At 57.2% G+C, this 24,123-nt stretch carries 22 protein-coding genes and 3 pseudogenes; 9 read left to right on the top strand and 16 right to left on the bottom strand.

The features are described 5' to 3' along the window. Position 1: 1 nt before the first annotated feature. Genes QSV77_RS25675 through tssI form a run of 3 tightly spaced genes read right to left on the bottom strand, consistent with a single transcriptional unit; the run spans position 2 to position 4,966 of the window. On the bottom strand, positions 2-1,576 hold the full coding sequence (locus tag QSV77_RS25675; RefSeq protein ID WP_142846682.1) for a polymorphic toxin type 15 domain-containing protein: 1,575 nt from the start codon (positions 1,574-1,576) through the stop codon (positions 2-4). Further along, positions 1,573-2,688 carry a DUF2169 domain-containing protein gene (locus QSV77_RS25670; protein WP_142846680.1) on the bottom strand — a complete coding sequence of 372 codons (1,116 nt, stop codon included), beginning with the start codon at positions 2,686-2,688 and terminating at the stop codon, positions 1,573-1,575. Before QSV77_RS25670 ends, QSV77_RS25675 begins: the two co-directional genes overlap by 4 nt. 13 nt (positions 2,689-2,701) lie before the next feature. Next, positions 2,702-4,966 carry a type VI secretion system tip protein TssI/VgrG gene (gene tssI / locus QSV77_RS25665; protein ID WP_078053766.1) on the bottom strand — a complete coding sequence of 755 codons (2,265 nt, stop codon included), beginning with the start codon at positions 4,964-4,966 and terminating at the stop codon, positions 2,702-2,704. Positions 4,967-5,123: 157 nt separating this feature from the next. Between tssI and QSV77_RS25660 the strand changes: the two genes are divergently transcribed. The 3 genes from QSV77_RS25660 to QSV77_RS25650 are packed head-to-tail and all read left to right on the top strand — an operon-like array spanning position 5,124 to position 7,465. After that, entirely contained in the window at positions 5,124-6,095 is a 972-nt protein-coding gene (locus QSV77_RS25660; protein WP_193559590.1) for a hypothetical protein, read from the top strand. Positions 6,096-6,132: 37 nt separating this feature from the next. Continuing rightward, the gene (locus QSV77_RS25655; RefSeq protein ID WP_078053767.1) at positions 6,133-6,582 is read left to right on the top strand and encodes a hypothetical protein; all 450 of its coding nucleotides are present in this window, start codon (positions 6,133-6,135) and stop codon (positions 6,580-6,582) included. Between the two features lie 55 nt (positions 6,583-6,637). Further along, entirely contained in the window at positions 6,638-7,465 is an 828-nt protein-coding gene (locus QSV77_RS25650) for a protein-L-isoaspartate O-methyltransferase (protein WP_302735573.1), read from the top strand. Positions 7,466-7,569: 104 nt separating this feature from the next. On the opposite strand, the gene QSV77_RS25645 is transcribed toward QSV77_RS25650, so the two are convergent. Both QSV77_RS25645 and QSV77_RS25640 read right to left on the bottom strand, forming a co-directional pair. Next, positions 7,570-8,133, bottom strand: a complete 564-nt coding sequence (locus QSV77_RS25645; protein ID WP_162936141.1) for a hypothetical protein — start codon at positions 8,131-8,133, stop codon at positions 7,570-7,572. A 73-nt stretch (positions 8,134-8,206) separates the two neighbouring features. Beyond that, positions 8,207-8,875, bottom strand: a complete 669-nt coding sequence (locus QSV77_RS25640; protein WP_078053769.1) for a hypothetical protein — start codon at positions 8,873-8,875, stop codon at positions 8,207-8,209. A gap of 116 nt (positions 8,876-8,991) precedes the next feature. Here QSV77_RS25640 and QSV77_RS25635 point away from each other — a divergent pair, with 116 nt between their 5' ends. Both QSV77_RS25635 and QSV77_RS25630 read left to right on the top strand, forming a co-directional pair. Then, on the top strand, positions 8,992-9,471 hold the full coding sequence (locus QSV77_RS25635; RefSeq protein WP_078053770.1) for a PPC domain-containing protein: 480 nt from the start codon (positions 8,992-8,994) through the stop codon (positions 9,469-9,471). A gap of 110 nt (positions 9,472-9,581) precedes the next feature. Beyond that, positions 9,582-9,890, top strand: a complete 309-nt coding sequence (locus QSV77_RS25630; RefSeq protein WP_223215703.1) for an FCD domain-containing protein — start codon at positions 9,582-9,584, stop codon at positions 9,888-9,890. A 403-nt stretch (positions 9,891-10,293) separates the two neighbouring features. On the opposite strand, the gene QSV77_RS25625 is transcribed toward QSV77_RS25630, so the two are convergent. Both QSV77_RS25625 and QSV77_RS25620 read right to left on the bottom strand, forming a co-directional pair. Further along, a complete protein-coding gene (locus QSV77_RS25625) occupies positions 10,294-11,661 on the bottom strand; it encodes an FAD-containing oxidoreductase (protein WP_078053797.1) in 1,368 nt (455 codons plus the stop codon). Then, the gene (locus QSV77_RS25620; protein WP_078053798.1) at positions 11,658-12,119 is read right to left on the bottom strand and encodes a DUF4126 family protein; all 462 of its coding nucleotides are present in this window, start codon (positions 12,117-12,119) and stop codon (positions 11,658-11,660) included. The genes QSV77_RS25625 and QSV77_RS25620 overlap by 4 nt, the downstream gene beginning before the upstream one ends. 352 nt (positions 12,120-12,471) lie before the next feature. Here QSV77_RS25620 and QSV77_RS25615 point away from each other — a divergent pair. Continuing rightward, positions 12,472-12,681: pseudogene (locus QSV77_RS25615) on the top strand (glutathione S-transferase N-terminal domain-containing protein); the annotation flags it as partial. 376 nt (positions 12,682-13,057) lie between these two features. Continuing rightward, positions 13,058-13,138: pseudogene (locus QSV77_RS25875) on the top strand (transcriptional regulator); the annotation flags it as partial. A gap of 56 nt (positions 13,139-13,194) precedes the next feature. On the opposite strand, the gene QSV77_RS25610 reads toward QSV77_RS25875, so the two are convergent. From QSV77_RS25610 to QSV77_RS25595, 4 genes are all read right to left on the bottom strand, one after another. Next, positions 13,195-13,854 (bottom strand): DUF2161 domain-containing phosphodiesterase, encoded by a 660-nt coding sequence (locus tag QSV77_RS25610; RefSeq protein WP_078053800.1) that lies wholly within the window; start codon positions 13,852-13,854, stop codon positions 13,195-13,197. Positions 13,855-13,998: 144 nt separating this feature from the next. After that, positions 13,999-15,498, bottom strand: coding sequence for a tripartite tricarboxylate transporter permease (locus tag QSV77_RS25605; RefSeq protein WP_080855004.1), 1,500 nt, complete (start codon positions 15,496-15,498; stop codon positions 13,999-14,001). Between the two features lie 38 nt (positions 15,499-15,536). Further along, the gene (locus QSV77_RS25600) at positions 15,537-16,016 is read right to left on the bottom strand and encodes a tripartite tricarboxylate transporter TctB family protein (protein ID WP_302735572.1); all 480 of its coding nucleotides are present in this window, start codon (positions 16,014-16,016) and stop codon (positions 15,537-15,539) included. Between the two features lie 73 nt (positions 16,017-16,089). Next, a complete protein-coding gene (locus QSV77_RS25595; protein WP_080821248.1) occupies positions 16,090-17,070 on the bottom strand; it encodes a tripartite tricarboxylate transporter substrate binding protein in 981 nt (326 codons plus the stop codon). 237 nt (positions 17,071-17,307) lie between these two features. Between QSV77_RS25595 and QSV77_RS25590 the strand changes: the two genes are divergently transcribed. Next, complete coding sequence (locus QSV77_RS25590; protein ID WP_080821247.1) at positions 17,308-18,333, top strand: LacI family DNA-binding transcriptional regulator; 1,026 nt, start codon at positions 17,308-17,310, stop codon at positions 18,331-18,333. Between the two features lie 10 nt (positions 18,334-18,343). Here the strand turns inward: QSV77_RS25590 and QSV77_RS25585 are convergent, their stop codons facing one another. Next, positions 18,344-19,516: a mandelate racemase/muconate lactonizing enzyme family protein gene (locus QSV77_RS25585; RefSeq protein WP_078053805.1), complete on the bottom strand. Its 1,173-nt coding sequence runs from the start codon at positions 19,514-19,516 to the stop codon at positions 18,344-18,346. 112 nt (positions 19,517-19,628) lie between these two features. On the opposite strand from QSV77_RS25585, the gene QSV77_RS25580 reads away from it, so the two are divergent. Continuing rightward, on the top strand, positions 19,629-20,519 hold the full coding sequence (locus tag QSV77_RS25580; protein ID WP_078053806.1) for a LysR family transcriptional regulator: 891 nt from the start codon (positions 19,629-19,631) through the stop codon (positions 20,517-20,519). Between the two features lie 172 nt (positions 20,520-20,691). Here the strand turns inward: QSV77_RS25580 and QSV77_RS25575 are convergent, their stop codons facing one another. The 4 genes and pseudogenes from QSV77_RS25575 to QSV77_RS25560 all read right to left on the bottom strand — a co-directional run bounded on the left by QSV77_RS25575 (position 20,692) and on the right by QSV77_RS25560 (position 23,886). Then, a complete protein-coding gene (locus QSV77_RS25575; protein WP_125147016.1) occupies positions 20,692-21,114 on the bottom strand; it encodes a type II toxin-antitoxin system VapC family toxin in 423 nt (140 codons plus the stop codon). Next, a complete protein-coding gene (locus QSV77_RS25570; protein WP_302735571.1) occupies positions 21,111-21,365 on the bottom strand; it encodes a type II toxin-antitoxin system Phd/YefM family antitoxin in 255 nt (84 codons plus the stop codon). The genes QSV77_RS25575 and QSV77_RS25570 overlap by 4 nt, the downstream gene beginning before the upstream one ends. Before the next feature lie 178 nt (positions 21,366-21,543). Then, positions 21,544-22,636, bottom strand: a pseudogene (locus QSV77_RS25565) (IS3 family transposase). Between the two features lie 434 nt (positions 22,637-23,070). Next, the gene (locus QSV77_RS25560) at positions 23,071-23,886 is read right to left on the bottom strand and encodes an SDR family oxidoreductase (RefSeq protein ID WP_078053739.1); all 816 of its coding nucleotides are present in this window, start codon (positions 23,884-23,886) and stop codon (positions 23,071-23,073) included. Positions 23,887-24,123 lie beyond the last annotated feature (237 nt).

Below are 24,123 nucleotides of genomic sequence, written 5' to 3'. Positions count from 1 at the left end.
TTTATGTTCCTGTTAATGGCTCACCGGGACGACTGGGGTTACTTGGGCAAAGTCGAAGATCAACTTGCACACTTGGACAGTTGTTCGCCGCTTGTCTCTTCGCATGTTCCGTCAATCGGCTAGCGCGAGTATTTCCGTTTCGATTCGGATTGATCCATTGGCTTCCCATAGAGCTATTCTCGGAAAGGCCACCTATCCGGTTTTCAATTGGCAACGCCTGATCGACTACAGAATTATATCTTCCACCCGCGATCATGTCTGGATTATGCAATGCGGCCGCGGAATCCAGATATTGCCCCAATTTTATCGGACCCTGAACTGGACCGTATTTATCAACGTACATTTTCTGGATGCGCGGGTCATTCCTATATTCTTGGCGCGCTTTCGCCTGGAGCGGCTCTGACAAAGCCCGCATGCCCGCCGGATTCGCTAAATACTTTGCTTGATTGGCCAACATCTGCTGCGGACTCATATTGTTGAGCCCTTGTTCCTGCAATTCCATTTGTCGCTTGAACTCATCGAGATCGATCGTACTTTTTGTGGGCATAAAGCAGATTATCAATAAACGACATCTACGATTTTCATCCTCATCAATACGAACATTTGATCCAGGTGGCGGCACAGGAACAGGTTTGGGCTCCGGGTCCTGCGTCGGTTTATTTCTGTGTTCCTGAATTTTTGCAAACGTCTCATTCCGGATATCAGTACCGCTGTCCCAGAATGGAAGTTCGTTGATTCTGCGTTGCGCATCTAAAAGCAATTTCTGTTCAAAATCGTCTTGTGGAACGGTATCGGAAAAGTTCATCTTGTTGGTCGGAATAAGCACACCGGCGGCGAATATTCCGATCCCCGCCAATATCGTTCCCAAACTGACGCCTCCTGCCGCGGCAGCCCCCCCAGCGCCAGAAGTTGCCGCACCGGCGGCAGCGGTACTTGCTCCTCCAGCCGCAGCTCCACCCGCACCTTGAACGAGTGGAGCAAATCCTGGCGTGACGAGAAAGCCCAGAGCAGCGCCGCCAGAAGGCACGGCATCAGATGAACGATTTTGCTTTTCTGAAGCATCGGCGACTTCAATTGCACGAAGCGACCCCCGCACCGGATCATCGTCCTTGGGAGGGTCATAGGTCTGCGTGCTGCGGACGAAGATCGCCTCACCCTGGGTATTCCTGTTGTTCATATAAAAACGATCAAGGTGGCGAATGACATGCGAGCCTTCAGCACGCACCTGATCGGCGTGCCCGATGGGTTCGCAGATGCTTTCCACCGTACCGGATTTTACCCCCTTGCGGCTGCCGGGCGCATCGCCGTGCACATGTGTCGTGCACGAACGCATCACCATTGCCTTTTTGCCGGTGAACCGAACAGACGGCGTATAGTTTTTATCATGGCCGCAAAAATCCACGACCGGATAGGGAATAGGCACTACCGACGAGCCAACCGGTGTCAGGCATACATCAGGCGCCAAAGAGACGATACGCGCCTCATCGATGTCACGCAGTCCCTCACGCGGTGTCCCCGTGGTCCATGTGCCGGGATATTGGGGCTCTCCGATATAATTGTCGCGGGGGATGCTCATGCTGTCTCCCTCTCGGTTAAAGCCGCTTCGGTTTCAGGAGACTTCAGACGAACGCGCGTCAGGGTAAGTTTTGTTTCACCGGCATCGGGAAGAGGAAACCTGATGCGCCAGGTCAGAAGCACCCGCCCGTCATTGCGCCAGTCGAATTGCACGCCATCGAGCTTCAGCACATGCCATTCATCACGATCTTCGCGAGAGCAATGGACACCGAGGGTAAGGCCAGGCAACGAGCCTTTCGCGACCGGATGCTCAGAACTCAGATTAACGAGCTCGTAGTTCTCGTCACCCTTGAGGTGAGGCGTCGCGATGAGATCAGGATGGGCCGCCTGCCAGAAGCGTGGATCAAAATCACGCGGCAAGAGGGGGTGCCTCTCCTTCCGCCAACCATCATCATAGGTTCCGGAATATTGCTGACGGAACTGCCACCAAGGCGAAACGAGCCCAAATCCCTGCGGTTCCGGCGTGCTCCGCCAATCGGAATGCTCACCAACGGCAGCGATCTGCGGAGCTGGAACAGGCCCGGCGTCGGCAGGCATCTCAAGATTGACGATGCCGCACCCAAGCGGATTTCGGCGCTCCACGTCAATCGGTGTTTCCGTCCCCGCGTCACCTGTGCCAGGGATCGCGCCGCCATAAGCGTTGCGCCAGCATATGGCCACGCTTCTAGCCGGTTCAGGATCGCTCAGTTTCCAATCCGCTACCACACGTTTGGCTTCCCTGGCGGTAAAACCTGCCCATTTCTCCTTAACGACAGGTTGCCAGAAGCGTTTGCCGAAAACCTCGATTTCCTTGAAAATTCCACCAACGCGGATGGAGGCACGCCAGGATTTCTCCGGCTCGCCACTCGCAGACCACGCATTCCCGAGAAAGGTTATATCCGTGCCGGGCTTGTCCGGGGTAAGGTCGCTTTGGCGCAGGAGGACGGTCTGGTGCGGATCGCCCTCATAGGCATCCTCCCACTGGAAACTTTCCTGCTCGGCTGCGACATCCAGCGAACCGCCCTGAGCATGCGTGAATGTTGCACGCACGGAGACGATACAATCGAGCCCTCCTTCGGCATCGAACTGACGGAAAGCCATGGCGGGAAACGGCAGGCGGTTCTGAAGTTCCAAGACCCGGCCTCCGTCAGTTCAGATCGATCGGCTTGCCGCGAAGCTGAAAATGATCCGTCGCCACGAAATTGAAGGTCTTGCCAAGAATGATGACCTCGCCATTCGCCTTCATGATGAATTTGGAATCGCCGCATTCGATGACGAACTCTTCACCGACTGCAATCTTCTTGAACTTTCCGACGCTCTCCAGCGACGTCTGGCCTACATTCGTAACCTTGCTGACCCCGATCTGTTCAGCCCGCGCCACACCGACGCTATCGGATTTGAACGTGCTGACGATCGTGTTCATGATGCCCGGCAGCGGAAACAATCCCGAAGCATCGGAACCGACGCCCGAGCCGGAGCCGGCTAGCGCCGTACCCGCATCCGCGCGCGGGCTCGGGCCGGAAACGACCCCCTCACGCGAGGAAAGACCGCCTGCGCCGAGGAAGCCGAGTGCGGATGAGGCGAGCGTGGTGGCGAAGGCCGCGACACCCGGGCCACCGCCGCCGGCGATCTGGGCGGCCTGCGAAAGCAGCCCCGCCGTCTGCCCGGAGAGCGCCTGCACACCCGCCATCGCCATCATCGCCATCGGCCCCGTGCCGCCGACGACGGTGTTTACCGAGCCGCCGATCTCGTGTTTCTGGTTGCCGGAAACTTCCACCGCGCGGTTGCCGCCGACCGAGGCGACCTCATGCCGATCGATGCGCTTGGTCCGGTCATTCAGAACCCGCGTCGTCTGGTCCTTCTGGGCGTGGAAGAACTGGTTCTCCTTGCCGGCCTCATCCTCGAAAGTGATTTCGTTGAAACCGTCGCCCTTGTGGCTGTTGGAGCGCAGCACCATGCGCGTCTTGTTGGCCGGCAGGTCGTAAGGCACGGAATTGGCCGGATTGTTGACCACGCCGATGACCAGCGGCTTATCCGGGTCGCCATCGACAAAGGCGACCATCACCTCCATGCCGATGCGCGGAATGACCTGCGCACCCCAAGTGCCGCCGCCCCATGCCTGGCTGACACGAACCCAGCACGTATCCGTGCCATCCTTCTTCGCCTTGCGGTCCCACGGGAACCACAGCTTGATGCGGCCATATTGGTCAGGATGGATTTCCTCGCCTTCAGGTCCGGCGACGATCGCCACCTGCGTCCCTTCGATGCGCGGGCGTTTTGTCGACCGGTGCGGCGTCAGCGGCACACGGGCGGGGATCGCCTCGAAGTGATTGCGATATTCCGGCTCGTTGCCATTGGTCTCATAAGAGAGATCGACGATATTGTGGCTTGCCCTGATGATCACATGTTCTTCATAGGCGTGTTCGGGGTGGGCGACCTCGTAAGGCGTGAAGCGGCGGCCGGCCTCCAGAATGCGCGAGGTCGACGAACCGAAAACCCGGTCGTGATCGGCTTCGATGGACTGGGTGCGCAGTTTCTGCGCGCGCTCGGCCTCTTCCACCGTCTTGATGCGGGCTGGATATTCGTAAAGCTCGCGCTTCGTCGCATCCGGCATCTGCACCAGCGACGGTGTCATCGTGCCCGGCACCATGCCCGGCGTCTCGAAATTCCAGTCGGCACCCGCACGCTGGCCCGAGACATAGGAAAAACGCCGCGCCCAGTCATTGATATGGTTGCGATCCGACGATCCCTGCGCCAGCCGTACCGTCCCCTCCCCTTGCGCGGCCGGCGACGGCCCAAGCCAGCCACTGGCGCTATCGGCCACATGCAGCTTGTGGGAACCGTCCTCATGGGCAAACCAGTAGAACAGGCCATCTTCCTCGAAACGACGCAGAAGATAGGAGAGGTCATCTTCATTCCATTGAACGCTGTAATGCTGTGCAGGCGGAGGCGAAATGATGCCTGACGTGTCGGGAGCGGGAATGCCATGTTCGGAAAACAGCGTCTCGACGACCTCCACCGCCGTCTTGTCCATCCAGATACGGCAATCCGACCGGCGCGACAGAAGCCACATTTGCGGGCGTATGGTCAGCGCATAGGAGCGCATGCCGCGGGTGATCGGCGGGCCTTCATGCAGCTCCGTCACCAGGCCGTTGAAGGGGCGGCGAACACCGCCGCCATCGCCGTCGCCCTGGCTGATCTCGATGGAGATATCGACCAGCCGTCCGATCAGCTCTTCGGGCTTGACCGCTTCCTTCTTGGCACGCACCGTCAGACGAATGTCGAAGAGCTGCGATACGCCCTCGTCAACCGCAAGTCGTTCCGGCAGAAGCTGATCTTCCCCTAACGGAGACTTGACCTTGAGCACACGGCTCGCCTGAATGAAATCGGAAAAAGAAGTCTGATCATTCATGGCAAACCTCGATGGAAGATCGGAAAAATATCAATCAACTGCCAAAATCTCGACAGAATGCAATCAAACATTGTGGCGAAACCATGGATTCACCATGAATTCCGCAACCTGGATATGCCAAAATTCCATCGATGAAATCTGACAGGAGGGGGTGGACGTGCCGGTTGGAGCAAGGCCGAAACAGACAAAACACGACGCCGACCACTATGGCTTGCGTCGAGAAGAAGCCGCCGGGGCACACCGCGGTGCTGGCTGGTGGGTCAGCCTAAGGCGGCGCGGCCACAGGATCGTCAGGCTGTTCAAGGACAGTGTCTACGGTTCGGGCGATGCCGCCTATCGTCAGGCACGCGCCTACCGCGATGCCATTATCCTTGCAATTCCGCCTGCCACCAATCACGAGCAGGCCGTACTTCTGCGTAAGAACAATCGGAGCGGAATTTCCGGCGTGAGGCGCGTTGATGCGGCTGACGGGGATGTCTGGCAGGCAACGCTGATGACCAGTGAGGGGCAAAAAAGAGAAAACTTCTCCATCGCCAAATTCGGTGAGGAAGCGGCAAAGTCGATGGCGATCACGCAACGCCGCAAATGGCTGAAGGCACTACCCGTTACTCATCTCGCATACGCGCATCACGCTGCCGAGGTGGCACGCGCGCAGTTTGGCGACGAGCTTGCGCCGGCGGACGATGTTTTGCCCAAGGAGCGCCTGGACGATGCCGACATCGAGGCGCGCGTCAAAGCCATTAACGACCAATTTGATGCGTCTCGCCCGAAGCGACTGCGGGTCCGGGTCAAAAGTTACATGAAGGACAGGGTGTCCATCGCTGTTTCCGATGCGGGAAGCCCGGCACGGAAAAAGCTCATGCACCTCAATACGAGAGGCGGGGCCGGGGTCGAAATCATCGAAGCCATCAAAGATGTCATGAAAGAAGCGGTCGCGACCGTCTACGATCAAAATATCTGGCTTTGGTTCAGCTCGGAGCATGTAAACGAACTGCTCGACCCGCAGACCTTTGATATCGACCAAGGTTTCAACGTCCTGGTTATTGTGCCCGAGGAGCGGTTACGATCACATGCGGAACAACGAACGGAAGCGATCGATTATGCGCGGCACGAAGAGCAAACCATATAGATGCAAAATCCAAAAGCAGCACTGGCGGCCCACTGTCATGGCATCGTTTGCTCTTCCGCTCCTGATATCAGTCTCGATGGCAGCGGAACCCTCCGATCACGACAAGGCCAGATTACAGAAAGCCGTCCTCGGCTGCTTTATGGTTCCTGCCGGCGCGACAACCTCCGCCATCATCGAAGCACATTTCGAAGATGGGAAACTGAAAGGCGTGCCGAAAGTCGTGTCGAAAGGAGATGGGCCACTCAATAAGGCATTCGCACAAGCGGGTGTTCGTGCGATCCTGAAATGCGAAGCAAAGATCGCCGTCCTTCCAATCGATGGCGACGTACGCTTCAACTTCACGGCTGAGACAGCAGGGACAGGCGTAGCCCCTGATACCCCGAAAGAGGTCGCGCCAAAGAAACTTTCCCCCGGGCAACAGCCGGCCCACGAGAAGGAAGCGAAAAAGATCGAAAACTTCCTGAACGAACGCCGAATATCGGATTGAAGGCAAATTCCGATTGGTTTGTCAGATGTTTTCTACATCGACAGGAGACCAGCTCATGGCAAATGAACGAGCCAGCATCGAAGAAATACGCGGGTTTTACGCGCGGTTGATGGTAGAAGCGAGCAGGTCGTCCGACCCGCGGCTCGAAAGGGCTTTCGAGGTCGTGCCCCGCGAAGCTTTCTTCCCGCCTGGTCCCTGGAAAGTCATGATCAACCTCCGGTATTTCGATACGCCGAGTGCTGATCCCGTTTACCTCTACCATAACGTCCTGGTGGCGCTTGATGCAGACAAAGGAATCAACAACGGGGAGCCTTCGCTTCATGCGGCCTGGCTCGGAGCAGTTGCACCGCAACGCGGAGAAGCGGTCACGCATATCGGTGCGGGAACGGGATACTACTCAGCGATCCTGTCGATGCTCGTGTTGCCAACAGGTACAGTAACAGCCTTCGAAATCGACAAGAGCTTGGCTGAAAAAGCTCGAGTTAATCTTGAACCCTTCGAGGGAGTAAGCGTGATCAACGCTGACGCGACTCAAAAGCGGCTCCCTAAATCCGATGTGATCTATGTGAATGCTGGAGCGGCAGCACCTCCAATTGACTGGCTACGAGCACTCAAGCCCGGCGGTCGGATGATCTTTCCGTGGCGACCGAGCGAGGAAGTTGCCCTGACGCTGCTGGTTCGGGCCGACAGCGGCGGCTTCAGTGCCAAACCGTTGATGCCGGCATGGTTTATTCCATGCGTGGGCGCTTCAAGAGAGGTTGCTCCTTCCAGAGTGCCGGCCAATTTCGACGAGGCGCGGACTATACGGTCTATCTGGAGAAAGGCTGACCGCTTCCCCGACCAAAGTGCAATTGCCATCTATCCGGACGCCTGGTTTTCCTGAGAACCCACAGCAATTGAGTCAGGCAAGTGACACGCGCGACACCTTTTCCGTCTATTTTTCTGCTCGGTAACGACGTAAAATACGCTTCGGCTGTTCCCATTATCTCATCGACTTGAGTTGATATTGATGACGGCGGATGAACCTACCTGAACAAAAGAATACTCGACCGCACCTCGTTTCCACCAGGCTGTCGTACTTTCGATCGCGTCATTCTTGTCCAGATTATCCGGTGTACCAAGCCTCTCCGATAACGCATCCAGGAAACCGGCAGGCCTTGGCGTGGAATATGCGCATGCTTTGTGTCCGTTCGGACCAGCAGCAAGCCAAAAAGACAATGACTCGGCTCCGCCTGCCTTCTCTTGCCGCCAGCCCACAACGTCCACCGAGCCGCCATTATGGGCGACGAAGCTACGACGCCACTCCTCTGTTTCCGCATCGGTCAGCCGCGGCCAGCCAAGTTCGTCACCCTTGGTCATCGCGGTCTGCACGGTGGGCGCTTCACAGATAGTGAGAAGACGCTCCGCCGTCATGTCCGCCGGCATCGCCGTGGCCACCCCGAAACTCAAAAATGCAGCGCAGAAGCTGCCAATGGTCGATATCTCAAGATACCGAAGCGGACTTGCTCGCTCTGCGCTCCTCATTTTCTTCTCCGGTTCATCATCGTCCATGGGATCAGACCGCCGCGTCCGAAAGTAAACGTTGCGGGATGGATGCAGCCAGTTGAGGATCATGCCCCGGCGTTCACACCGGGCGCAACAGGCTTCCTGTCGTTCGCAAACGCTCTTCCAGCAATTCCATAAGCTGCTCCTCGCGAATACGACCCTGCCCCAAGCCGAGCTTCATTGCCAACTCGCGCCAACCATATGTCGGCCGGACCTGGGGTGCACCATAGGCATCAGCGAACCATGCAAGAGCGACTGCATACCCGTATCCGTATTCCATCTCGACCGAGCCGCCGACAGATACCCAGATATCGGCACCGATAAAAATCGGCGTCCTGAAATCGCCACCGACAACCATCGACGAGTCTTCCCTGGACGCAAAAACCCAGTCCCTGACGACGGCATCTCCAGTGACGAAGATAATGCTGGCCCAGTCATTGTCGATACTGCCGCAGTTCAGATCGCCAAAGACAACGAGGGTAACATGCCCATCGCCCCCTTCGATGCATGTTGAGACTTTGCCGCTGACATGCAGGTTTCCGTCGATGACAGTGATCCATGAAGACGGGACGAAATCCCCGTCAATCGCGAGATCGCCGCGATGAATGCACGCGTCCGCGGTTTCGTTTTGGGGTCCTCCGGACACCAGCTGAAACCTCGACAGGGCCTCGGCCACGGCGGGGTCAGGAAGCTTCCTCGACCTCTGGATCACAAATTCCTGCCACTCTGCTGACGTTACGCTGTTCAAGGGCAGCCACTCTCCTCTTTTCGCCGGATATGCCTGAACGGCAACATGCCACTGGCTTTGACCGAAGCGGACCCTAAAAGGCTGATGTAAACATGTCCAGCAGGGGTGGTTTGCGCATGAACGGCTTCCTGGAGTACCTCTGGGGAAGCGGGCTGTTCGGACGGGAAACAATGATTGAAAGACTTCTACCAGTTTTGCGCCTGTTGTCGGTCGTCATCGCGCTGCTTTGCCCGGCGGATATGCCCGCTTTTGCGGAATCTCGTTACGTCACCGCCGGTACAACGGAACAGCCTGCCGATTTGGGTAAGGTCGAAGGCGTCCTGACCTTCAGGGGACGAACCGGCGAAGGGCCAATGAAGGACGCCTGGTTCGCCTTCACGTTGCCGAACGCTACCCGAGTCAGGATCGCGGCAGACCAACCAGACGTCACATTCGACCTGCGCGTGGTTGGCAGTCTCGGCGTCGATGGCCTTTTGATCAGTACTGCCTTCTCGCATGAACCCAGCATCGAATACGAAGTGAATGCGGGGACGTATCTGTTGCGTACCTATACGGACAACCCCTCAAGCTACACCATCACCATAGAGGCAAACTGACATAGGCACAGATAAGAGCGTTGACCTGACGATTTTATCTCTGTCAAAACGTCGATCATCGCGGTCTGTACGATGGTGCTTCGCAGATATTGAGAAGGCACTCCGGCGTCATGTCCGCTGACATCGCCGTGGCCACTCCGAAAACCAAAAATGCAGAGCAAAAGCTGCCGATGGTCGATACCCCACGGTACCGAAGCGGGCTTGTACGCTCTGCGTTCCTCATTTTCTTCTCCGGTTCGTCATACCGCTACGTGCGGGTGTTGCTATCCAGCTTAGACTATGACCAGCAATCGCAGGACGAGCACCGTGCTCTGCTAAAGCCTTGCAGAGATCGGGATATCGACGCTGCGAGTGCAATTTTGCAGCGTCATTTGCTTGAGGGAAGTCGCAAGCTCAGCGCGGCCGCTCAGTCGAGCTAAGGCGGTTCGCCGGTTCAGCGTTCGGCCATGCCTTGAACTGCCACGGACGGGGCCGACGACAGCTTCTTATCGAGACGAGCGAAATTACTTTGTTTTCGGATCCGCTGTCGTTGAGACGGGTGGCAGGGACGTTCGCCTTGATGGGATCAAAACCACCGACGCTGTTATTACAAACTCCCTCAGCACGAGATCGGCAGGCTAAGCAAGAGCTTGGTTTAACGTCACGGTTGCTTTAGAGGCAGTAAGCAGCCTGCCAATTCTCTGGGCCCATTGTAAATGGCTGCCGCCCAAACAGGTACGACCCACAATCAAGATTTCCGCCCCACGAACTGGGTCTGCAGTGGGTGGGACTGTTTCCCTAACAATGAGATTGGCAGACTGCTTCAATGTTGTTCGGTCCTGGCTAAGCGTCAGGTTCCCTGAGGTCGCCGATCAACGTCGGCACCAGTTCGCCGACGGTCGGATGGATCGGTACGGCCCATCTAAGTTTTTCGGTCGTGGCTTCCATGTTCATGGCATCGAGAACGCCATAGACCGCCTCGTCACCCCCCACCCCGAGAAAGGCGGCACCGAGTACCTGGTCGGTGTCGGCATCGGCCACGAGTTTGAGGAGGCCGAGCGTCTCGCCCTTCTCGACGGCGCGGCCGACGCGGCTCATGGGACGGGTCGAGACCTTGATCCGGTGGCCGGCCTCTTTCGCCTGGCGCTCTGTCATGCCAACACGCCCGAGCGGTGGATCGATGTAGAGGCCATAGCCGAGGATGCGGTCGGTCACCTTGCGGTCGCCGCCGTCGAGGAGGTTCGCCGCCGCGATCTCGAAATCATTGTAGGATGTGTGGGTGAAGGCCCCTCGCCCATTGCAGTCGCCAAGTGCCCAGACACCGTCGGCAGTCGTCTGCAGACGCTCATCGACGGTGATGAAGCCGCGCCGATCGGTCTCGACGCCTGCGAGATCGAGCCCGAGATCGTCGGTATTCGGCTGACGTCCGACGGCGACCAGGACATGGCTGCCACGAACTTCGCCCTGATCAGTCCGCACGACCACGTCTGCGCCGTCTCTGGCAATGGATAGCAGATTGTGGCCCCGAAGAATCTGGATGCCATCCTTTGTCAGTACATCCGCGATGGCTTGCGAGATATCCGTGTCCTCCCGAGCCGCCAGGTGCTGCCCGCGCTCGATGACAGTGACCTCCGCGCCGAAGCGCCGATACATCTGGGCGAATTCCAATCCAATATAACTGCCACCGAGAATGACCAGATGCTTCGGCAATTCCTCAAGCGCGATCATCGACGTGCTCGTGAGATAAGGCACGTCGGCGAGGCCCGGAACATCGGGGATATGCGGCCGCGCGCCCACATTGATGAAAATCTGCGGGGCGGTGTAGCGCTTCCCTTCCACGGATACCGCCTTCGCGGCGACGAATTTGGCGTGGCCATAGACCACATCCATCGTCTCGAGACTGTCGAACCAAGCCGCCAGACCGCTTCTCGCGTCTAGGGTCACCTTCCTGGCGCGGGCTGCCACGGCCGACATGTCCACGATGGGCTCGCCATCAATCTTGACGCCGAATTCCGATGCACGCCGGGCGACCTCGGCGGTCTTGGCACTGGCGACCAGGGCCTTTGTCGGCATGCATCCGGCATTTACGCAGGTTCCGCCAAGAAACTTCCGTTCGATCAGGACTACCTTGCGGCCCATCGCGGCCATGCGGGCGGCGAGGAACGGTCCGGCCTGTCCTGCTCCAATGAAGATCGCGTCGTACTCCCTCATGACACGGCCGTCGCGGCGAGCAGTGCAAGTGCAATGGCGACCGCATCTTCGATGAGGGCGGCGGGGAGATCACGGCCGAACCGGTTGGCGAGATAGCCGCGACCAGCCGCACCGCCAAATGTTCCGATCACAGCGCCGACGACACCCGCGAGGAGCCCAACAACCACCATGCCCTCAGTTGCGGCGATCGTCGCACCGCTGAGAGCGCCCGCCGCGATACGTGCTCCGAACTGCATGGGCACTTTGCGTGAAGGCGTGCTGGGAAGCTGGTCGGTGATGAGTTCGATGATGGCAAGCACGGTAAAAATCGCCACGGCCCAGATCGACCCCATGAAGGAGAGACTGCTTTGTGAAATATCGAACCATCCGAGATAGGCACTCCAGGCAACTACGGCGGGAGCGGTCATGGCGCGTAGACCGGCAACGAATCCTATGAGAATTGTGAAAAGAATGAGCATGCGGGTCCCCAGAAAGTTGCGCAAATCAAGAACGTGCCGCGGCGCCTAATGGGCAGAGATATAGCGGGGCTACCGTACACGTCCGGAGGCATCACTCCGGAGGAAGGCTGTCAGCGTTGATCATGCCCCTATTGATCCACATGCCGTGTCCTAGGCCCGGTAAGTCTTAAGCGTACCATTCCCGAGCAGTTCGGTCGATAGCGGTGCGGAATCGACGCAGAGAACGAGATCACACGGCCCCCAGCTTACAAAGGGTCAGCGCTCAGTTGAGCTCCATGTTCGCTCTCAATGCATTTTGGGGACCAGCAATAACCAGCCCCGTTAGTGGTTTGCATGACCAATGGAGTACAACATAAGCGACTTCGACCTTTATTATTGGCCAGTTCCGTTTCGAGGTCTCTTCATTCGCGGAACTCTGGCCCATTGTGGGAGTTCCTGGGATGAACACGATGTCGATGCGGTTGAAGGCATTATGGATTTCGGGGTGGAAAAGCAGCCGGTCGCTTTCAAGGGGCCACCCGTTCTGATTGACCGTGAGCGCAATTTCGCAATCTCTCAGATGCTGGTGATCGTCATCTAATCATTCCGAAAGGTAGCTGGTTGACTTATGCCGGCGAGGCGCCATCGCTTTGTCTGTTGTGCAGCCGGTCCGGATTCTGAAAAGACTCAAACTGACGCCCCTGCTATTCCACAATCGTTGTAGATGAGCCGAACAAGCCACGGAGATTCGGCACGAATATTCCGGCTTGCCTCAACTGTCACAAAAAAGATGATAGCAACGCTGCTATTCTGCGCCTTTCCGGCCAGCCAAGCGCCTCTCTGGTAAATCAGCTTCGCCTTTTCAGTAAGAAGCGGCGTGGCGGTGGTCCCCCTACCACTGATCATGAAGTGGACCGTCGAACATTTGAATGAAGAAGACATCGAACCGATGGCCGCTTAAGGCCAGAGGGCTTGGTCCTGCCATGGAAGCATTGACGGCCTGGTGGAACAAATGCGGAAAGAGCACCCCCAAAAGGTGAGTCGGGGACGCAAGCCGACGCCGAAGATCTGAATGGAGTGGTGTGAAACCGCGGCCTCAAATGCAGTCCTGCTGCGGCCATCGCTGCAAGGCTTCACATCCGGCCGGCGTCAGGCCATACACTCCTCGATCGAGCCGCTCAAACCAGCCATAAACATTCGCAAGCAGGATCTTCCCTGCATCCGGAATGCTGGACCTGACCTGACGCACACGCATCGGCCCTGACGACAGCGCCAAAGCGCAGCCAAGCGCCTGCTGGCGATACGCGGTCATGATCGGCGCGCGGGTGCTTCCGCCTGCTGTTGGATCGCCGCGTCGTTTCCGGTGTTCACGCATGAGCCGCGACCGCCGTTTCGGATTGGTTCGCGGCATCGGCGATATCGAACCAACGATCATGCTGACCTCGCCGGTATCGGCGATACCGAGCATGCCGATCCCGAGCCTGCGGCAAAGGTCGCGGTAACGCCTGTCGGCCTCGCGGCCTTTACCCCTGGCCGAGACCCGAGCCGCGATCCAGACTTCATCGGCGATAGCCGCGCGATCAACGGCCTGCAAAATGAGTTCCAGATTGAAACTCAGTTTCAGCTCGCAAATCACGACAACCGGCGGATCGCCATCGCTCAAACCGACAAGGTCGCAACCGCCAACTTCGCCCTTGACGGTGTAACCCGCCTTTTCAAGAAAGCCTTTGATGGGCAGATAAAGCGATGTTTCCATGTGCCTGCAGGTTCAAATGAGTATCCGCCCCCAGATACATCGATACCCCCACACAGGACAACCTTCATGGCCGTCGCCACGCGGCTTCGGATCGTCCGCAGCAAGATAGTCGCCGAGCGACCTGATGGGATTGTTATAATCTCACTATTCGGTGAACGCTTCCTCCCGTTTGCGGCTGATGCTCGGCGACAGTACCAGCGCCAGCACCGCAACCGCAAAGATCAACAGCGACAGGCTAAGCGGGCTGCGCAGAAAGATCGTCGGATCGCCCTGGCTGATCAGCATCGCACGGCGCAGATTTTCCTCCAGCATCGGCCCCAAAATGAAGCCGAGCAGCAAAGGCGCCGGTTCGAAACGCATCTTGCTCAATGCAAAACCGACAATGCTGAAACCTGCCATGACGAAGACATCAAAAACGCTGTTGTTGATGCTGTAAGCGCCGATGCAGCAGAAGCCAATGATCGCCGGAAATAAAAGGTGGTAAGGCACGGTCAGCATCCGGACCCAAAGCCCGATCAGCGGCAGGTTCAGAATGACGAGCATGAGATTACCCGACCACATGGAGACGATCATGCCCCAGAACAGGCTCGGCTCCTCGGAGATCACATTCGGGCCGGGCGTGATGCCCTGGATTATCATCGCACCGACCATCAACGCCATGACCGGGTTTCCGGGAATGCCGAGGGTGAGCATGGGAATGAACGATGTTTGCGCGCCGGCATTGTTGGCGGCTTCAGGGGCAGCAACCCCTTCGATCGCACCCTTGCCGAACTCGACCCGGTTGGGAGAAACCCGTTTTTCCACAGCATAGGCGGCGAAGGAGGCCAGCATAGCCCCACCGCCCGGCAGAACACCGAGGAAGGACCCAAGTGCGGTGCCACGCAAAACGGGCGCACAAATTCGCCGGAAATCGTCTTTCGTCAGCATCAGTCCCGTCACACGCTTGACGCCAACCGAACGCTCCTGCTCGTTTTCCAGATTGCGCAGGATTTCACAAATACCGAATATGCCCATGCTGACGGCAACGAAATTCAATCCATCATAGAGTTCGGGAATATCGAAGACATAGCGTGGTGTACCACTTTCGACATCCGTGCCGACAGTGCCAAGCAGCAGGCCGAAGACGATCATGGCGAAGGCCTTGAGCAGCGAACCGCTTGCCAGCGCGACGGAGGCGACAAGCCCCAGAACCATAAGGGAGAAATATTCGGCTGGCCCGAAGTTGAGCGCGACTGCGGCAAGTGGCGGCGCGGCAACCGCAAGCAGGATGGTCGCCACCGTGCCGGCAAAGAAGGAGCCGAGGGCTGCGGTTGCGAGCGCTGCCCCCGCGCGGCCGTTGCGCGCCATCTGGTAACCGTCGATCACGGTGACGACCGAAGAGCTTTCCCCTGGCAGATTGATGAGAATGGCCGTTGTCGAGCCACCATATTGCGCGCCATAAAAGATACCAGCCAGCATGATGAGGGCGGATTCCGGCGGCAAGCCGAAGGTGATCGGCAAGAGCATCGCGATCGTGGCCGTCGGCCCAAGCCCCGGCAACACCCCGATCGCAGTTCCCAGAAGACAGCCGATGAAGCCGTAAAGCAGGTTCATCGGCAGGAAAGCGGTGGATGCGCCGAGCCAGAGGTTAGAGAAGATGTCCATAAGTAATCCAATCCGGTTTCGGGGCTGACTGGCGAGCCCTAGAAAAAGTCACCGATGAAGGGGATCCACGGTCCGAAAGCCTGGAGAGGGAGCGCGAGGAGCTTGGTGAAAAGCAGGGCGGAGCAGCCCGCCAGGAACAGGCCCAACAGGATGGAATGACGCCAGTTGACATAACGACTGGCCGCCGATGCCCCGACAATGAGCAGGAACATCGTGGGTGCAAGGCCAAGCCCCGCCAGCACGAGACCGAAGCCGACGGGAGCGATGATCACCAGAAAATAGGCCTTCCAGTTCCAGGTTTCGGTCTCACCTTCCTCAGCGCCTACCATCAGCGACTGGATGAGGATGAACGCGCCAAGCGTCATCAAGATCAGGCTGAGCATGGTCGGGAAATAACCGGGGCCCATCTGGAACGAGTTCCCGACCTCCAGATTGCGACCGAACCAGATGAATAACAGGCCGGCAAAAATCATCGTCACGCCGCCGGCGAAGTCGCGACCGTTTTTTATCTTCAGCATGGCACTATACTCGCTGTGGAAATGTGCCGGCCGGAATGACATCGAAGGAAATCATACCGGCCGGCAGCCTGCATCACTGCGGCGGGACGTTCGCGGCCTTGATGACCTCGGCCCACTTCGTCGTTTCCTTGTCGATGAACGCCTGGAATTCGACCGACGTATTGCCGACCGGCGTCACACCCATTGCTTCGAGTTTCGCTTTTATCGCCGGATCCGCGATGATCTCCTGGACTTCCTTGCTGAGCTTTTCGACGATTTCCGGCGGGGTGCCGGGAGGCGCAAACAGGCCATGCCAGGAGGTCGCCTCGAAACCGGGAATGACGCTTGCCATGGTCGGCACGTCGGGCAGCAAGCTGGCTTTTTCCAGGCTGGTGACGGCGAGCGCCTTGACCTTGCCGGCCTTCACCTGCTGGGCAGCGGTCGGAATATTATCGAACATCATGTCCACATGGCCACCAACAACGTCGAGAATGGCCTGGCTGCTGCCTTTGTAAGGCACATGCGTGATCTTGAGATCGGCCTTGGTGGCCAGAAGCTCGCCCGCAAGATGGATGGACGTCCCGACGCCGGAAGAGGCGTAAGTGTGCTTGCCCGGCTCCGCCTTCAGGAAGGCGATCAACTCCTTGACGGAATTCGCCTTTATCTTATCGGGATTGACAACCAGCACGTTCGGCAGGCTTGCAATCAGCGAAATCGGCGCAAATCCCTTTTCCTTGTCATAAGGCAGGGTCTTGTAGAGCGTCTGGTTGATCGCGTTGGAACTGACCGTTCCCATACCGATCGTATAGCCATCAGGCTTTGACCGCGCGAGGTCGCCAAGGCCGATATTGCCGCCGGCACCGGGCTTGTTTTCAACGATGAAACGTTGTCCCAGCCTCTTGTCCAATTCTTCAGCCACAAGGCGGCCGAATGTATCCGTATTGCCGCCTGCGGCAAAAGGAACAATGACGGTCACCGTCTTGGACGGATAGTCTTCGGCAAAACTGGACTGGAGACCGATTGCGGATATTGCGGCTGTGACAGCCGCAAACGTCATGAAACGCTTGAGGTTCATAGTAATTCCTCCACTTTTCTGGCTTCCCGCCAGCACTGCTCACCACCCTTCGAAACCCTCCTCCCGAAGAAATGGAAGCGCTTTCATTTTAGCCCCAAAAATCTCTTCCGCAACCGCAGACGGTGTTTTTTTAATCATTAAGTTTCAACATATTAACTTGAATCACCACAATACTTTAGACGAACATCTTGATTAAGCTCAAAATGAAAGCGTAAATCATTTTGAGGGGAATGAAAAATGGCCGACCACGAGAAAAGCAGTTATATCGCACCAGGCGGGCCGGTCACGCTCGCCGACATTGCAAAGCTCGCGGGCGTTTCGCCGGTCACGGTTTCCCGGGCGATCAATACTCCCGCTCTGGTCAAGCCCCGCACGCTGGAGGTGATTGAGCGGGTGATCGCAAAAACGGGTTATGTGCCTAATCTGTTGGCTGGCGGCCTTGCTTCCCGGCGCACCCGGCTGATCGCTGCGATCGTCCCAACCGTTTCCAGCACGATCTTTGCCGAGACTATCGAGGGGCTTAACGCTGAACTCGTCGCCGCCGGCTATCAACTGCTGCTTGGCCTTTCCGGTTATGACAATGCCCGCGAGCTGGAACTGACACGCGCGATTTTGGCACGCCGTCCCGATGGCATCGTCCTCACCGGCATCACGCATCTTAAAGGGACACGCGCCATGTTGACAGGCGCGGGCCTGCCGATTGTCGAGATATGGGATTCCACCCCCTCACCGCTCGACACTGCGGTCGGCTTCTCGCATGCGGCGGTTGGCGCTCTGGCGGCCGAGCATCTGCTGGTCAAGGGCTACGACCGCTATGCCCAGATCGGTGCCAACGATCCCCGCGCCGTTCAGCGCCGCGACGGTTTCGTCGGTCGCCTCAGAGGGGTCGCGGATGTCGAGTTACCAGCGCTGGAAATGAATTCACCCTCTACCTTTCGGGACGGAAGATTGGCGATGGCGCAGCTTCTGGACAGTGGGCAGGGCACGCTCGGCGTATTCTGTTCATCGGACGTCGTCGCCCACGGCGCCCTAGCGGAAGCAAATGCACGCGGCTGCAGCATACCCGATCAGCTCGCCGTTATCGGTTTCGGCGATTTTGACTTTGCTCCCTACACACACCCGCCATTGACAACGATCCGTATCGATCGCCGTGACATCGGCACCAAGGCAGCGCGCTCCATTCTCAGAAAGATAGAAGGCGACGGGAATGTGGAGGCCATGATCAATATCGATTTCCACATCGTTGCCCGCGGCACCGCCTGACGCAGCGCGCTTACGGCCGCTTGCCAAATTCCGCCGTGGCCCGCGTCCAGTGATCGGCCTGTTCCGAAAGCGTAATGCCAAGACCTGGCCGGCTTGGCACCAGCATGCGGCCATCCCTGATCTCCAGCCGCTCGTTGAAAAGCGGATCGAGCCAGTCGAAATGCTCCACCCAAGGCTCAAGCTCGTAGGCGGCCGCCAGATGGAGGTGGATTTCCATGGCGAAATGGGGCGCAAGCTGCAGCTTCCTGGACTCTGCCAGCGCGCAGATTTTCAGGAATTGCGTGATGCCCCCAACGCGCGGCGCATCGGGCTGGATGAAATCGACGGATTTATTCTCAATCAACGAGATATGCTCCAGAACGCTCGCCAGCATTTCGCCGGTTGCGATCGGTGTATCGAGCGTTGCGGCGAGCGCCGCATGGCCTTCGACATCATAGGCATCGAGCGGCTCTTCGATCCATGTCAGATTATAGGGCTCCATGAGACGGCCGAAACGCATAGCGGTGGGGCGATCCCACTGCTGGTTCGCATCAACCATCATCGCCACCCTGCCGCCGAGGCGCTCATGCACCGCCGCGACGCGTTTGAGATCGACAGCCATATCGGGCTGACCGACCTTGATCTTGATCCCACCTATGCCCGCAGCAATCGAGCGCTCGACATTATCGAGAACTTCCTCAATCGGCGACGACAGGAAGCCACCTGATGTGTTATAGCATTGCACGGAATCGCGGTGGGCGCCGAGCAACTTGGCAAGCGGCAGGCCTGCACGTTTCGCCTTGAGGTCCCACAAGGCCACATCGAAGGCTGCTATCGCCTGGACGGCAAGCCCGCTGCGACCGACCGACGCTCCGGCCCAGCAAAGCTTGTTCCACAGCTTGCCAATGTCGTTCGGGTCTTCGCCGATAAGGACGCTCGCGATCTCCTTGGCGTGTTCATATTGACCCGGACCACCGGCACGCTTGGAATAGCTGAACCCAATGCCGCTATGGCCGTGCTTCGTCTCTATTTCCGCAAAGAGAAAAGCGACTTCGGTCAAAGGCCTCTGCCTGCCGGTCAAAACCTTTGCATCGCTTATCGGCGCCTTCAGCGGCAGGAAGATCGAGGAAAGCTTTATCCAGGCAATGCTGTCTGCGCCGAGGGCCTGTTGCCGGTGGCCGGTTTTTGCTGGCTGCGTATCCATCTTCGCCTCTCTGATTTTCACCCGCCGAGCGGCCCTCGTCTTGACTGATATCGCGGCAATCAATTTAAGTCCAAGTTGTTTTCTGTTGGATATTGATACCAGGATTGAATAGATGCTTGATTTGGGACAGGTCCGTTCATTTGTCGCCATCGCCGCCGAGCTGAATTTCAGCCGCGCGGCCCGGCGTTTGAATATGACCCAGCCTCCACTCAGCCGGCAGATCAAGCTGCTGGAGCAGGAACTCGACGTCACACTCTTCGAGAGAACCAGCCGCAGCGTCGTCCTGACGCCGGCAGGGGTAGCGTTTCTGGCGGAGGCCCGGAAACTGCTTGAACAGGGGGATGCAGCGGTAACCGCGACAAGAAGGGCAGCACGCGGGAGTGCGGGGGCAGTGAAAATCGCCTTTGTCGGCGCCAGCACCTATAGTTTCCTGCCGAGGTTCATCAGTCGGGCGCGTACTGCCGTACCTCAGGTCGAACTCGAACTGGTGCAGATGGAAACGGCCGAGCAGCTTCAAGCGATCAATGCCGGCGATATCGATCTCGGACTTTCCCGCCCGCTTACCGGCAATCATCATCTGGAAAGCCTGTGCGTTGCGCGCGAACCCATGATGCTCGCCATCCCTCGCGCGCATCCGCTTGCCGCAAAACGCCGACCTGCGCTGGATGCGCTCAATGGTGAGCCCTTCATCATGTTTTCCCCGCCTGCACGCTATCTGCACGACAAGCTGACCAGACTGATGGAGCAGAACGGTATTGCCCCCCGCGTCGTTCAAAGCATGACCCATTCTCAGGCCATCCTCTCACTGGTCAGCGCCGGCATCGGCCTGGCGCTAGTTCCGGCCGGCACCCAAAACGCCTGCTTCGATGATGTGATCTTTCGATCCTTGGATTTGCGAGAAGAATGTGTTGCAGAGCTTCACGCCATTTGGAGTCCCCACAACCGCAATCCTTTGCTGCCGGAAGTACGCAACATCGCTACCCTTGGGCATATTACGTTATGACCTTCATCTCCAGCAACAGGTTAAAATACATATCTTTTGAGGTATCGAGCTTGTTTCTCGAAGCCATTTCGCCTTGATATAATCTGAACGGCCGACCTCTGCATTTCGAAAACTCAATGAGGTTCCTGCCGAGCTCGCAGAAACAATTTCAAGGCACCCCGCATGCCGGTCTTTAGGCACGCCATGGGTCTACGAGAACAACGCCTGTACCTTGGAAATCATGAATGTTGCGTGTGACAACCACTAGTCCATGCACGATCGCTGTCGCAGCAATGAGTGCATCTGCTTCATTGCGGCGATCCGGAATATGCAAGTGAGCACATCGCGTCGCAATTGCTTCATTGATAGAGAGGATGCGCTCAGCGAACTCCGGGCGAACTCGGCTATCCATCCAGGCTCGTAAGCGAGAGCCCTGCTCGATGTCGCGTCGCTGGATGCTGAGTATCCCGCGCTCAAGCTCTAAAATTGTTATGGCAGAAATATACAGATCACGAGAATCCTTGGCACCTAACCAAGTCGTCACGTTCAGATCAGCCTTACCGTCACCCACTTTACGCAGCTCGGAGACAACGTTTGTGTCGAGCAAGTATTTCAAGAGAGATCAACTTCGCGAGTTGCAATGGCCGACCGAGACGGATCGAAATCGATATTCGACAATCCTGGCATTGAAAGCGCGTCGACAAGATTGTGACGCTTACCTGTCAGACGCTCAAACTCACGGTACGTCATCAACACATGCGAAGGTCTGCCTCGATCGGTGATGACGACAGGCCCTGCCTCAGCAGCTTTTTTCGCTCTGCCAACATCGTGATTCAGTTCGCGGCTGGTCAAGCTAGTCGTAGCCATAGTCGCCTCCATGTAGAAACGTATCTACATATAACGCTTTCATTTTAGTCGCGCAATCCCTTTCTGGCACCGCGTGGCTGCCAGCCTTTTAAGCTCTTGAACGGATGCGAACCAAAGGCTACAAATTCTTTCCATCTAATGATCTGAAATACCATAATCTTTTTGGTTCCGTGGAGGCTTAGAGGTTCGATCCAAGTTTGTCGAACACGTCCGCTCTGGCGTCATTCCTCGTGCGATATACCTTGCGTGCCATTCTCTCCGTTTTTACTGATGAGAAGAAGCTCTCCATTGCTGCGTTGTCCCAGACATTCCCAGAGCGGCTCATCGAGCAGGTGATGCCATGGTCGCCCATGAGGCGCTGGAACCACTCGCTCCTATATTGGCTTCCCTGATCGGGATGATGCAGGAGCGCGTCCGGTTTTCCTCGACGCCATGTCGCCATGATCAGCGCATCTTTGACGAGGAGACCGTCATGTTGGCATTCATCGACCACCCGACGACACGGCGTGAGAACAGGTCAATGACGACTGCGACATACAGCCAGCCTTCTGCGGTCCAGATGTAAGTGAAGTCGGCCACCCATTTCTGGTTCGGACGGTTTGCCATGAACTGGCGGTCGAGGACGTTCGGCATGATGACTGCACGATCACCGGCATCCTTTGGCAAACCACGCCGTCGTGGCCTAGCCCTGAGCGCATCAGTCGCTCGATACGATGGAGACCATACCACAATCCTGCTTCCAACACGTCGTGCCACACGCGGCGAGCACCGTATGTGCGATCGCTGGATTTGAAGCTCTGCGTGATCTTGTCCAGCAGGACCTCATCATAACGGGTGTGTTCGCTCGAAGAACAATTGAGCCAGGCATGGAAACCTGAACGAGAAACTCCCAGCGCTTCGCAGAGCCATGCCACCCTCTAGCCCGCAGTCGTTGCAAAGCAGCGACGATAGGGGCCAGATCGAACGGTGCTTTGCAATGAATGCGAACTTCATATCGCGTCCCTGGCAAAGTAAGCTGCGGCCTTTTTTAGGATATCGCGTTCCGCTTTCAGCTTGGCGACTTCACGACGTAACCGTTCGATCTCAAGCTGCTCAGGCTTCATCTAGCCTTTTCCCGGAAACGAGTGGCTGGGATCGTCGCCGCCTTCCCGAATCCATTTGCGCACATCCTCGGGGACATCAAGATCACGAGCAGCCTGCGCAACAGTGACCCCATGTTCCCGGACCACCTTAACTCGATGTCCATGAAACCGGCAGCACGCCACTTCGATATGGGAACAGGGAATCACGCCGACAAGGACGCGTCAAATCAGGGGCCGGTTTTGTGGTAGAGTTGTGCTAGAGGATTTTGGGCAAAAAAATAGCTCCGGGGGGCCCCGGAGCTATTTGATATCATTTGTAAATATCGGTTGCGGGGGCCTGACTGCATGGAGACTTGTAATTTACCGGCCTTGAAAGGATATGAATCAGCGACGCGTTGATTGTTGACTTACGCTTGAGGGGGTGGTGTGACTGCCGGCAAACTCATTGATCCGCATAATCGAGCCCCCCAAAACCTGAGCCGTCTTTCTGCAATATTGGCCTTAGTCATCGCAATCTCTCGTCATGCAAGTGCGTCGATAGCCCTTTTAAGGCAAGGATTCCTAGGCTCCGAGCCATCCTCGCGCAGAGCACGAGAGCAAGCCTTACTGACGCTGAACAGGCATCACGGCGCCATGACCTTCTTCATAGAAGCACGCTGCATTGATCGTGAAGTAAAGCGATTTGAAAACGCTACCATGTTGTTCATGAATCCCGCAATGACACTCGCTTTTCCTTTCGAAAGTGCTTTAAGCCCAGCTTCGGCCACAGGGCGTGGTTTCATCGTCATCCGGCGCAACATGGGAGAAATGTAAGCGCCGGCGGCCGCATCGAAGCCTGTTTCCGTATGGCCCGGGCAGAGGCTTGTGACGACGACACCCCGTGGACGCAGTTCATCGTGGAGAGCTTCTCCGAAGGACAAAACATATGCCTTGGTTGCAGCATAAGCCGCATAGGTCGGAACAGCCTGGAAAGATAAGAGACTGGCGATGAGCAGGATTTCTCCTGTACCTCTGACCGCCATGTCTCGTCCGAACACATAGCTCAATTCAGTAAGCGCCGTGATGTTGAGCTGAATCATGTCAGTCGTGCGCTCAATTGGCGTTTCGAGGAACTCGCCCTGCAAACCGTATCCGGCGTTGTTCACAAGAACATCGATGGTCAATACTTTCTGATCCAGCTTCCCTTTCAAATCGGCAGCCGCGCCGGGCACAGCAAGGTCAATCGGTTCAACGTGTATATCGACACCGTATTTCTGGCGGAGGTTAGCGGCGAGTTTCTCCATCGGCTCCTGTCGACGGGCTGCGAGGACTAGGTGCACTCCCTGCGCCGCCAGCAATTCGGCAAATTCGAGCCCCAAGCCACTTGATGCGCCGGTAATCAATGCCGTTTTCCCTGAGGAAGGCCCGTTAGTTCCAAATGTGTGTCCAGTATTCTGCATGTGCTTTCCTTCTGTTTCATGGATATTGCACGGACATCGCACCAACTTTTTGCGCGATCCGTCCGGATCTGCTGTGGAACAAGGTCAAGATTGGAACGCTGCCGTTGTTTCGATAACAACTTCACCTGCGTTCCCAAGCGACCACGCGTGCTCGGCAAAGGTCTTCCAAACACGGGAACGACCGAGCTGAAGCGGCAATACTCGCCTAAGGGTATGGCGGATCGAAACGCCTTGAGG

The organism is Agrobacterium sp. V1 (assembly GCF_030518355.1).
Classification (GTDB): Bacteria; Pseudomonadota; Alphaproteobacteria; order Rhizobiales; family Rhizobiaceae; genus Agrobacterium; species Agrobacterium cucumeris.
The sequence above is the reverse complement of the archived record's forward strand: the minus strand, read 5'-3'. Positions and strand labels throughout refer to the sequence as shown.